The sequence below is a fragment of the Pseudomonas sp. GW821-FHT05H12 genome, assembly GCF_059419385.1.
On record NZ_JBWKRS010000057.1, the window covers coordinates 1 to 10,599 of the forward strand.

Genomic DNA, 10,599 nt, shown 5'->3' on the forward strand with positions numbered 1-10,599 from the left:
TTTAGCCGCCCCGCGCCATGGATGGCGCGTGGCGGCGGCCCCCCAAATCACTGTCGGATTACGGGCACACCGAGCCTGGGCGAGGTGCCGAGTGTTGGGGCAAGAGCGCTTTGCTTACTTTCGCGCTCTTCGAAAGTGAGCCGCCGTAAGGGCGGAACCATAAGCAGCCGTTACCCAAACAACGGATATGTACTCAATCCCCACGATCCCCAAAAACCCCCCCCCGACTGATGGCTATTGTCAGAAAATTCCCACAGGAGTACAAATGTACTCCATGACAACCCTGACCCCCCGCCGCACCGCCATCCTGACCTTCATCCGCGACCGCATCGCGCAACAAGGCCAACCCCCCAGCCTCGCCGAGATCGCCGAGGCGTTCGGCTTCGCCTCCCGCAGCGTCGCACGCAAACACGTGGTGGCCCTGACCGAAGCCGGCTTCATTGAGGTCAACCCCAACCAGGCCCGTGGCATCCGCCTGCTCAACCAACCCACACGCCCCGAATGGCTGGACATCCCCGTCCTCGGCCGCGTCGCCGCCGGCCTGCCCATCGGCGCCGACGCCGAGGTACACAACCGCCTGCAACTGGACCCCGCCACCTTCGCGAAAACCCCCGACTACCTGCTGCGCGTCCAGGGCGATTCGATGATCGAAGACGGCATCCTCGACGGTGACCTCGTCGGTGTCCGCCGCAGCGCCGAAGCCTTGAACGGGCAGATCGTGGTCGCACGCCTGGATGGCGAAGTCACCATCAAGCGTTTCGAACGCCACGGCGAACAGGTGCGCCTGCTGCCCCGCAACCCCGCGTACCAACCCATCGTGGTCGGGCCTGACCAGGACCTGGCCATCGAAGGGGTGTTCTGCGGCCTGGTGAGGCAAGGCTGATGGGCGCTGTGGTTGCCCTGGACTCGCTGTTCAATGGCGGGCGAGTCTGGAAGGGCCGGCCCGCCGCGCCTCCCGCCAGCGTGCACCCCACGGGGCTGGCGGCGCTGGATGCGGTGCTGCCCACGGGCGGCTGGCCGGAGTCGGCGCTGAGCGAAATCCTCATGGCGAAGGAGGGCGTGGGCGAGTTGCAACTGGTGCTGCCGACCCTGGCGCGTTTATCGCTAGCGGGGGAGCGCATTGTGCTGGTGGCGCCGCCCTATACGCCGTACCCCCATGCCTGGCAGAACGCCGGGGTGGACCTGCGCCAACTCTCGGTGATTCAGGCCGAGGAACGCGATGCCCTGTGGGCCGTGGAACAGTGCCTGCGTTCCGGCAGTTGCGGCGCGGTGTTGTGCTGGCCGCGCAAGGCCGATGACCGGGCGTTACGGCGCTTGCAGGTGGCGGCGGAAACCGGGCAGACCCTGGCATTTGCCTGGCGTGCCTTGAGCGAGGCGATCAATGCATCGCCTGCTGCGTTGCGCCTGGCGGTGGAGGCCAGGCCCGCGCAGGTACGGGTGCTCAAGTGCCGGGGCGGCCTGGCCCACCCGGCGCCGATTGCACTGGCGGGGCACTGAGGTTGCCATGCGCTGGGTGTGTATTGTCTTCCCGCAATTGGCGCTGGACGGGGTGCAGCGTGTGCACCCCGAGCCGGACCAGCCCTTGGCCTTGCTGGCCGGTACGCCGCAGCGGCGCGTGCTGCAAACTGTCAATGACGCTGCCCGCGCCCTGGGCCTGCGCCCCGGTCAATCCCTGACGGCCGCCCATGCCCTGGCCAAGACCTTTGCCTGCGCCGAATACGACCCCGCCGAAATCGAGCGCTGGCAGCAGTTTTTGGCGGCCTGGGCCTATCGGTTCAGCTCCCAGGTCAGCGTGTATTACCCTCGGGCGCTGCTGTTCGAGATCGAATCGAGCCTGGGGCTGTTCGGGCCCTGGCCGGCGTTTGAGGCGCGGTTGCGCAAGGAATTGAACGAGCTGGGGTTTCGCCATCGCATCGTGGTCGCGCCCAACCCCGCGGCGGCCCGGGTGTTGGCGAATCTCTACGATGGCCTGGCAGTTCAGGACGACACCTTGATGCAAGCCCTGGCACCGCTGCCCATCGACCGTGCCGGCCTTGACTCACAGGCCGCCACCGCGTTGTCACGCATGGGCCTGCGCACCCTGGCCCAGGTGCAGGCGTTGCCCCGGCACACCCTGGCGCGGCGGTTCGACGCGGGCTTGCTCAAGCACCTCGACGCCCTGGCCGGGCAGCGGCCGTTGGCGCTGGCGTTCTATCAGCCACCGGACCTTTTCGATGTGCGCATTGAGCTGAATTTCGACGTGCAATCCCACCAGGCCCTGCTGTTTCCGTTGCGCCGTTTGACCGCTGACCTGTCGGCCTTCCTGTGTGGCCGCGACAGTGGCGTGCAGCGTTTTGACTTGCACCTGGAGCATGCCCAGGCGCCCGACAGCGTGATCAAGGTGGGCCTGCTCAGCGCCGAGCGCGAACCGGCGATGCTGTTCGAACTGGCCCGGGGCCGCCTGGAGCAGGTGCACGTCACCTCGCCGGTGCGCGGCTTTCGCCTGGTGGCCCAGGACCTGCCGGTCTTCGTCCCGCAACGCCAGGACCTGTTCGACGACCGCCCGCAACAGACCTTGCCCTGGGAGCAATTGCGCGAACGCCTGCGCGCACGCCTGGGGGATGAGGCGGTGCAGGGCCTGCGCTTTCACGCCGACCACCGCCCCGAGTGCGCCTGGCAAGCAGCGACCGACTCCCGCGCCTGCCAAGGCTTGAACAAGCTGCAACGCCCCGGCTGGCTGTTGAACGAACCTACGCTGCTGGCCGAGCACGGGGTGCAAATCCTCATGGGCCCGGAGCGCATTGAATCCGGCTGGTGGGATGGCGCCGACATCCGCCGCGACTATTACCTGATCCAGACCCGCGCCGGCCAGCAAGGCTGGGCCTTCCGCACCGTAGGCCAAAACGACGGGCTGTGGCTGCAAGGCTGGTTTGCATGACCCCCCCACACATCATCGCAATCACCGTTGAAACCGCTCCCTGTAGGAGCCGGCTTGCCGGCGAAAACCCCGAGCACGCCGCATTCATCCAGGCACCCCGCGTTATCGTTGGCGACCATCGCCGGCAAGCCAGCTCCTACAAGAGCCGGCTTGCCGGCGAAAAACTCGAGCACGCCGCATTCATCCAGGCACACCGCCCATGAATTACGCCGAACTGCATTGCCTGTCCAACTTCAGCTTCCAACGCGGCGCCTCCAGTGCGCTGGAGCTGTTCGAGCGCGCCAAGCGCCAGGGCTACAGCGCGCTGGCGATCACCGATGAGTGCACGCTGTCGGGCATCGTCCGGGCCTGGCAGGCGGCGAAAGCGGTGGAGCTACCGTTGATCATCGGCAGTGAAGTGCGCATCGAGAACGGCCCGAAACTGGTGCTGCTGGTGCAAGACCTGACCGGCTACCAGCACCTGTGCCGCTTGATCACCCTGGCCCGACGCCGCGCCGAAAAGGGCAGCTACCGCCTGCTGCTTGAGGACTTCGAACAGCCGTTGCCCGGCCTGCTGGCGCTGTGGGTGGCCGAAGACAGCGACACCCAGACGTCGATCCAGTGGCTGCGCCGCACCTTCGCCGAGCGCCTGTGGCTGGCGGTGCACCTGCACTGTGGCCAGGACGATGCGAGGCACCTTGAGCAACGCCTGCAATTGGCGGCCAGCCTGCACATTCCCGCGGTGGCCTGTGGTGATGTGCACATGCATGCGCGCGGTCGCCGGGCCCTGCAAGACACCATGACCGCCATCCGTCATCACGTGCCGGTGGCCGAAGTGGGCACGCGCCTGCACCCCAACGGCGAGCGGCATTTGCGCAGCCTCGACGCCCTGGCCGCGCTCTACCCGCAAAGCCTGCTCGACGAAACCCTGGCCATCGCCCGCCGTTGCAGCTTCGACCTGAGCCAGTTGCGCTACCACTACCCGCGTGAACTGGTGCCTGCCGGCCATGACGCCAAGTCCTGGCTGCGCGCCGTGACCGAAGAGGGCATCGCCGCACGCTGGCCCAAAGGTGTCGAGGCCAAGACCCTGAAGCAGATCAACGATGAACTGGAGCTGATCAGCGAGCTGGGTTACGAGAGTTACTTCCTCACCGTGCACGACATCGTGCGCTTTGCCCGCAGCCGCTCGATCCTGTGCCAGGGCCGGGGCTCGGCGGCCAACTCGGCGGTGTGTTTTGCCCTGGGCATCACCGAGATCCACCCCGGCTTGACGAGCATGCTGTTCGAGCGCTTCCTGTCTCGGGAGCGCAACGAACCCCCGGATATCGATGTCGACTTCGAACATGACCGTCGTGAAGAGGTGCTGCAGTACGTCTTCCAGCGCTACGGCCGCACCCGCGCAGCGCTGACCGCCGTGGTCAGTTGCTACCACGCGGCCGGCGCGGTGCGGGATGTGGCCAAGGCCCTGGGCCTGCCGCCCGACCAGATCAACGCCTTGGCCGACTGCTGCGGGCGCTGGAGCGACGATGCGCCGCCGCTGGCGCGCCTGCGTGAAGGCGGCTTCGATCCCGAGAGCCCGATCCTGCGCCGCGTGCTCACGCTCACCCAGCAACTGATCGGCTTTCCCCGGCACCTGTCCCAGCACCCGGGCGGCTTCGTGATTTCCGAATACCCCCTGGACACCCTGGTGCCGGTGGAAAACGCCGCCATGGCCGAGCGCACCATCATCCAGTGGGACAAGGATGACCTCGACGCCGTCGGCCTGCTCAAGGTGGATATCCTCGCCCTGGGCATGCTCAGCGCGATCCGCCGTTGCTTCGACCTGCTGCGCCGCCACCGCAACCGTGACCTGGCCCTGGCGACGATCCCCAAGGAAGACCCTGCCACCTACGCCATGATCAGCAAGGCCGACACCATCGGCGTGTTCCAGATTGAGTCGCGGGCGCAGATGTCGATGTTGCCCCGGCTCAAGCCGCAGACCTTCTATGACCTGGTGATCGAAGTGGCGATCGTGCGGCCGGGGCCGATCCAGGGCGGCATGGTGCACCCGTACCTGCGCAGGCGGAACAAGGAAGAGCCGGAGACCTACCCATCGCCTCAACTGGAGGCCGTGCTTAAACGCACCCTGGGCATTCCGCTGTTTCAGGAGCAGGTGATGCAGATCGCCATGGTCGCGGCCGATTATGGCCCCGGTGAAGCCGACCAGTTACGCCGCTCCATGGCCGCCTGGAAACGCCACGGCGGCCTGGAGCCGCATCAGGAACGCCTGCGCACCGGCATGCTGAAAAACGGTTACAGCGAGGCATTTGCTGCGCAGATCTTCGAGCAGATCAAGGGTTTTGGCAGCTATGGTTTTCCCGAGTCCCACGCGGCCAGCTTTGCCTTGCTGACCTACGCCAGTTGCTGGCTCAAATGTCATGAACCCGCCGCGTTCGCCTGTGCGCTGATCAACAGCTGGCCCATGGGCTTCTACAGCCCGGACCAGATCCTGCAGGACGCGCGGCGCCATCGTTTGCAGATCCGCCCGGTGGACGTGCAGGCCAGCGACTGGGATTGCAGCCTGGAACCCATCGAGGGCGAGCAGCCGGCGATTCGCATGGGGCTGCGCATGATCGCGGGGTTTCGTGAAGAAGATGGACGCCGTATCGAAACGGCCCGCCAGCACCGGGCTTTCAGCGATATTGCCGACCTGGACGCCCGTGCCGGGCTGGATGCGCGCACCCAGGCACTGCTGGCCGATTCGGGCGCCTTGCGTGCCTTGGCTGGCAACCGCCACAAGGCGCGCTGGGAAGTGGCCGGGGTGCAAAAGCAGTTGGGGCTGTTTGCCGGGGTGCCCAGCCCCGATGAGGCGGTGGTCGAGCTGCCGGCGCCCACGGTGGGCGAGGACTTGCAGGCCGACTACGCCACCGTCGGCACCACCCTGGGCCCACACCCGCTGGCCTTGCTGCGCGCCGAGTTGCGCAAGCGGCGCTGCCGCAGCTCCCACGAGTTGCTCGCGGTGGAGCATGGGCGCAATGTGAGCGTGGCGGGGCTGGTGACCGGCCGTCAGCGCCCGGGCACCGCCAGCGGCGTGACGTTTGTCACCCTGGAAGACGAGTTCGGCAACCTCAACGTGGTGGTCTGGCGCGACCTGGCCGAGCGTCAACGACAGGCGTTGGTGGGCTCGCGGCTGCTGAAGGTGGACGGGCGCTGGGAGGCGGTGGGTGAAGTGCGGCACCTGATCGCCGGGCGCCTCACCGACTTGTCGCCCCTGCTGGAAGGCATTCATGTGCGCAGTCGGGATTTTCACTGAGGCCAGTGGTTTCTGCTGTAATTACCCCCTAACGTATACGCGTTGAAACGATCTACCGCTGGTGTGCTCAAAACCTTGCCGATGTTTTCTTTTCGCACAGAGCCAACCGATGCAATTTTTATCCAACCCCCACGGCTGTGAAGGCTGGGCCGGTGAAATGGCCCAGCGGATCCGCGCGTTCGATTGGTCGGCCACCGACCTTGGCCCGATCGACAGCTGGTCCACCAGCCTGGCCTGCACCGTACAGATGATGCTGGCGTCACCCGTGCCGATGGTGATGTTGTGGGGGCGAGCGGGGTACATGATCTACAACGACAGCTACTCGACGTTCGCCGGCGGCCGCCACCCCTATTTGCTGGGCACGCCGGTGGAACTGGGCTGGCCGGAAGTGGCCGACTTCAATCGGCATGTGGTCGACACCTGCCTGGCCGGCGGCACCTTGTCGTTCAACAACAAGGACTTGGTGCTGCTGCGCAACGGCAAGCCGGAAGAGGTGTGGCTGGACCTCTACTACAGCCCGGTCGCTGGTAACGACCAGCAGCCAGCCGGGGTGCTGGCGATTGTGGTGGAGACCACCGAGCACGTGCATTCCGAGCGCTTGCGCCAGGAACTCACCCATAACCTGGAGCAACGCGTGGCCGCCGAAGTGCAGGCCCGTTCGGCGGCCGAAGACCAGTTGCGCCAGTCGCAGAAGCTCGAAGCCATTGGCGGCCTCACCGGTGGCGTGGCCCATGACTTCAATAACCTGTTGCAGGTGATCGCCGGCAACCTGCACCTGCTGGCCCGGCACGAACCGGACAACGCCCAGGTGCAACGCCGCGTCAGCGCGGCCATTGCGGCGGTGGAGCGCGGGGCCAAGTTGTCGTCGCAGTTGCTGGCCTTTGCTCGTCGCCAACCGTTGTCGCCGGCGGTGTACAACCCGCAACGCATTTACGCCGGCCTGGGCGAGCTGTTGCAGCGGGCGCTGGGGGAAACCATCCATATCGATGTGCAATTGCCCCAGGATTCCTGGTGCATCAATGTCGACCGCAACCAGTTGGAAAATGCGCTGCTCAACCTGGCGATCAACGCCCGGGACGCCATGAAAGGCGAGGGCGTGATTCGCATCACTGGCGAAAACATTATCCTCAACCCCGTCGATTGCGTGGGCAAAAGCATCAAGCCCGGCGAGTATGTGCGCCTGGCGGTCACCGACACCGGTGTGGGCATGTCGCAGACGGTGCTCAAGCGCGCCTTCGAACCCTTCTTCACCACCAAGCGCGAGGGCCAGGGCACCGGCCTGGGCCTGAGCATGGTGTTCGGCTTTGTGCGCCAGAGCGGCGGGCATGTGGAGATGTGGAGCGAGGAGGGCAAGGGCTCGGTGGTGCAGATGTATTTCCCCCACAGCCTGGAGCCGGAAAGCCTCGACATGCACAGTGAACTGGCGCTCCACAGCGGCGGCCAGGAGACCGTCCTGGTGGTGGAGGACAATGAAGGCGTGCGCCTGACGGTGGTCGAGTTGCTGGAGCAGTCGGGCTACACCGTGCTCACCGCCGAAGACGGCGACCGCGCCATGCAGGCATTGCTAGGCGGCGTGCGCCCGGACCTGATTTTCACCGACGTGGTCATGCCTGGCCGCGTCAAAAGCACTGACCTGGCCGATTGGGCCCGGACGCAGCAGCCACCGGTGGCCGTGCTGTTCACCTCGGGCCACACCCGTGACATTCTCTCCAGCAATCACCTGCTGAGCCCCGACATTCACCTGCTGAGCAAGCCCTACAGCCCCGAAGCCCTGACGCAACGGGTGCGCAGCGTGCTCACCGCAAGACAAGGTTGCCCATGACGTCACAGCGTACCCTCCCGCCGATAACCGCCCACCCCACCGGTTTTGTCCGCGTACGCGGCGCCCGTGAACACAACTTGCGCAACGTCGATGTGGACATTCCCCGGGATGCCCTGGTGGTGTTTACCGGGGTGTCGGGGTCGGGCAAGTCGTCCCTGGCGTTTTCCACCGTGTATGCCGAGGCACAACGGCGCTACTTCGAGTCGGTAGCACCCTATGCGCGGCGGCTGATCGACCAGGTCGGCGTGCCGGATGTCGACTCCATCGAAGGCCTGCCACCTGCGGTGGCCCTGCAACAACAGCGCGGTACGCCGAGTGCACGCTCATCGGTGGGCAGCGTCACCACCTTGTCGAGCCTGATCCGCATGCTGTATTCCCGTGCCGGCAGCTACCCGCCGGGGCAGGCGATGCTGTATGCCGAGGACTTTTCGCCGAACCTGCCCCAGGGCGCCTGCCCGCAATGCCACGGCCTGGGCCGGGTGTACGAAGTGACCGAAGCGCTGATGGTGCCCGACCCTTCGCTGACCATTCGCCAGCGCGCCGTGGCGTCCTGGCCGTTGGCATGGCAGGGCCAGAACCTGCGCGACATCCTGGTAACCCTGGGCTATGACGTCGACATCCCGTGGCGCGACCTGCCGAAAAAGCAGCGCGACTGGATCCTGTTCACCGAAGAAACCCCTACGGTGCCGGTGTACGCAGGCTTCACCCCGGCGCAGACCCGCGACGCGTTGAAACGCAAGCTGGAGCCGAGCTACCAGGGCACCTTCAGCGGCGCGCGGCGCTACATCCTGCACACCTTCACCCACACCCAGAGTGCGCTGATGAAAAAGCGCGTGTCGCAGTTCATGCAGGGCAGTGCCTGCCCGTTATGCCAGGGCAAGCGCCTGACCCAGGCGGCGCTGTCGGTGAAGTTTGCCGGGGTGGATATTGGTGAGCTGTCACAATTGTCGTTGACGCAGTTGGCCGAGTTGCTGCGGCCAGTGGCGGCGGGGCAGGACCGCATGAAGCTGTCGGTGGAGAAACGCCTGGCAGCCCAGCGTATCGCCCAGGATCTGTTGGAGCGGGTCAGCACCTTGACCGAGCTGGGGCTGGGCTATTTGTCCCTGGAGCGCAGCACGCCGACCTTGTCGTCCGGCGAGTTGCAGCGCTTGCGCCTGGCCACGCAGTTGGGTTCGCAATTGTTTGGCGTGATTTATGTGTTGGACGAGCCGTCGGCGGGCCTGCACCCAGCGGATGGCGAGGCGTTGTTCACCGCGCTGGATCGGTTGAAGGCGGCCGGCAATTCGTTGTTCGTGGTGGAGCATGACCTGGAAACCATGCGCCGCGCCGACTGGCTGATCGATGTGGGCCCGGCCGCCGGTGAGCATGGCGGGCAGGTGCTGTACAGCGGCCCGCCTGCGGGGTTGGCGCACATCGAAGCATCGCAAACCCGCGACTACCTGTTTGCCGAGCGCCAGCCGTCGACACAGTCGCGACGTGAGCCGCGTGGCTGGTTGAAGCTCGAAGGCGTGACCCGCAATAACCTCAAGGGCTTGAACGTCGACTTCCCGTTGGGCTGCTTCACGGCGGTCACCGGTATCTCCGGTTCGGGCAAGTCCAGCCTGGTCAGCCAGGCGCTGCTGGAACTGGTGGGCGCCGGCCTCGGCCGCGTGGTGGAAAGCGACGAAGAACCGAGCCTGGAAGACGACGCCCCACAGGCCAGCGGTGGGCATATCAGCAGCGGCCTGGAGGACATCCGCCGCCTGGTGCAGGTGGACCAGAAGCCCATCGGCCGCACGCCGCGCTCCAACCTGGCGACCTACACCGGGCTGTTCGACAACGTGCGCAAATTGTTCGCCGCGACACCGGCGGCCAAAAAGCAGCATTACGACGCGGGGCAGTTCTCGTTCAACGTCGCCAAGGGCCGTTGCCCCCACTGCGAGGGTGAAGGGTTTGTCAGCGTGGAATTGCTGTTCATGCCCAGCGTGTATGCGCCATGCCCTACCTGCCATGGGGCGCGCTACAACCCCGAAACGCTGGCGATCAAATGGCAGGGCCTGAGCATCGCCCAGGTGCTGGGGCTGACGGTGGAGCAGGCGGTGGAGGTGTTTGCCGAACAGCCGGGGGTGTTGCGTTCATTGCAGGTGCTGCGGGACATCGGGCTGGGTTACCTGCGCCTGGGGCAGCCGGCCACCGAGCTGTCGGGCGGCGAGGCGCAGCGCATCAAGCTGGCGACCGAGCTGCAACGCAATGCGCGGGGCGCCACCTTGTATGTGCTGGACGAACCGACCACCGGCTTGCACCCACGGGACGTGGACCGCTTGCTCAGCCAGTTGAATCACCTGGTGGACGCGGGGCATACGGTGGTCGTGGTGGAGCATGAAATGCGCGTGGTGGCCCAAAGTGATTGGTTGATCGACATCGGGCCGGGGGCCGGGGATTTGGGCGGCAAAGTGGTGGCGTGCGGCACACCGCAAACAGTCGCCAAGAGCAAGACCAGCCGCACCGCCCCTTTCCTGGCGCGAGAGCTGACCTAACCGACACTGACGATCAACTGTAGGAGCCGGCTTGCCGGCGATGGCGTCCTCAAGGGCTCCATCGCCGGCAAGC

General features: G+C 65.9%; 7 protein-coding genes. All 7 read left to right on the top strand.

The window, feature by feature from the left end; translation table 11 throughout:
* The first annotated feature begins 265 nt into the window (after positions 1-265).
* The 7 genes from lexA (at position 266) to AC07SU_RS29350 (ending at position 10,526) form a co-directional block, all read left to right on the top strand.
* Positions 266-883, top strand: coding sequence for a transcriptional repressor LexA (gene lexA / locus AC07SU_RS29320; RefSeq protein ID WP_494999060.1), 618 nt, complete (start codon positions 266-268; stop codon positions 881-883).
* Positions 883-1,497: a translesion DNA synthesis-associated protein ImuA gene (imuA, locus tag AC07SU_RS29325; protein ID WP_494999061.1), complete on the top strand. Its 615-nt coding sequence runs from the start codon at positions 883-885 to the stop codon at positions 1,495-1,497. Before lexA ends, imuA begins: the two co-directional genes overlap by 1 nt.
* Before the next feature lie 7 nt (positions 1,498-1,504).
* Complete coding sequence (locus AC07SU_RS29330) at positions 1,505-2,917, top strand: Y-family DNA polymerase (protein ID WP_494999062.1); 1,413 nt, start codon at positions 1,505-1,507, stop codon at positions 2,915-2,917.
* A complete protein-coding gene (locus AC07SU_RS29335) occupies positions 2,914-3,120 on the top strand; it encodes a hypothetical protein (RefSeq protein ID WP_494999063.1) in 207 nt (68 codons plus the stop codon). The genes AC07SU_RS29330 and AC07SU_RS29335 overlap by 4 nt, the downstream gene beginning before the upstream one ends.
* Positions 3,117-6,188 carry an error-prone DNA polymerase gene (locus AC07SU_RS29340; RefSeq protein WP_494999064.1) on the top strand — a complete coding sequence of 1,024 codons (3,072 nt, stop codon included), beginning with the start codon at positions 3,117-3,119 and terminating at the stop codon, positions 6,186-6,188. Before AC07SU_RS29335 ends, AC07SU_RS29340 begins: the two co-directional genes overlap by 4 nt.
* Positions 6,189-6,297: 109 nt before the next feature.
* A complete protein-coding gene (locus AC07SU_RS29345; RefSeq protein ID WP_494999065.1) occupies positions 6,298-8,010 on the top strand; it encodes an ATP-binding protein in 1,713 nt (570 codons plus the stop codon).
* Positions 8,007-10,526: an excinuclease ABC subunit UvrA gene (locus AC07SU_RS29350; RefSeq protein WP_494999066.1), complete on the top strand. Its 2,520-nt coding sequence runs from the start codon at positions 8,007-8,009 to the stop codon at positions 10,524-10,526. The genes AC07SU_RS29345 and AC07SU_RS29350 overlap by 4 nt, the downstream gene beginning before the upstream one ends.
* Positions 10,527-10,599: the final 73 nt, after the last annotated feature.